Genomic DNA, 1282 nt, shown 5'->3' on the forward strand with positions numbered 1-1282 from the left:
ATGAAGTTCACCCGTTTTAGTGGACACCTTCTCATCACATTGAGGAGGCTAAAATGCCTAGATATACCCAACCTAAAAAGACATGGTTTTATCCTGTCGATTTCAAAATTAAAGCAGTCGAGCTAAGCTTAAGAAACAATGTTTTATCAAAGGATGTTGCTAATGCACTCGATATACACCCCTTCATGTTATCTCGTTGGCGTAAAGAGTATCGAGAAGGTAAGTTTTCAACTAAACCGCGCTATAGCTGCAATAAAGAACTCATGGCGAAACTTCCAAATAAAAAAGAGTTAAATAAAATCAAACAGCTAGAAAAAGAGAATGAGCGTTTGAAGCTGGAGAATGATTTACTAAAAAAGTGGCAACGGTATCTGGCGGAAGTCCATCAGAGCGATTTGGATTCATCCAACAGTTCGGACAAAAGTTAGGCGTTAACTACCTGTGTGGTTGGCTTAAGGTGTCTCGTAGTGGGTATTATGCGTGGAGAAAGCGACCTTCCTCATTAAGAACTAAAGCCGATGCAGAGCTACTTTCACACATTAAACGAGTGTTCATTACCAATAGACAAACATATGGCAGTCCTCGTGTTTTCCAAGCATTGAAACGTGAAGGGATTGTTACCAGTGAAAAGCGTGTAGCACGACTTATGCGACAACATGGTTTACGTGCTCGCGCACTGAAAACTTATAGTAGGCCTGCTAAAGTGAAGTTCTTTTATAAAGCGATTAAGAACCATCGTAAAGAGATTGATAAAGCCACGAATATTAATCAGCAATGGTCAGGTGATGTAACCTATTTAAAAGTGGGTGCTCGTTGGCATTACTTAGCCGTAGTCATTGATTTATATTCTCGTAGAGTCATAGGTTGGGCATTGGGTAAAAACAAAACGACCTCATTAACGCTTAAAGCATTGCAGCTTGCTATTAATAAACGCAAGCCAACAGAAACGGTTTTATTTCATACCGACAGGGGCGCAGAATATAGAGCGCATGTGGTGCAACAGTTCTTAATTAAACATGAGATTAAAGCGAGTATGAATCGCCCAGGTTGTTGTACTGACAATGCTGAAGTCGAATCATTCTTTCATTCGCTTAAGGCTGATTTAATTAGGGGGAATAAATTTGAAACAATGGATAAATTACATTCAAAATTAAAAGGTTACTTGAATTGTTTTTACAATAGACAACGACTACATTCGAGTTTAGGATATAAAACACCTGCTGAGTTTGAATCGGCAGTTAATTAAAAGTGGATGGTGTCCACTTTATCGGGGGAAGATCAC

The 1282-nt window shown here is 39.1% G+C and carries 1 protein-coding gene; it reads left to right on the forward strand.

The genetic code is table 11. From position 1 onward, the window contains the following. Positions 1-53 precede the first annotated feature (53 nt). Positions 54-1246, forward strand: a protein-coding gene (locus ABXG98_RS18945) for an IS3 family transposase (protein ID WP_353540273.1) whose coding sequence is annotated in 2 segments (ribosomal slippage) — positions 54-359 and positions 362-1246 — 1191 coding nt in all. Because the reading frame shifts where the segments join, the coding sequence is not laid out codon by codon here. Positions 1247-1282: the final 36 nt, after the last annotated feature.

This window comes from Colwellia sp. KU-HH00111 (assembly GCF_040362745.1).
Taxonomy (GTDB): Bacteria; Pseudomonadota; Gammaproteobacteria; order Enterobacterales; family Alteromonadaceae; genus Colwellia.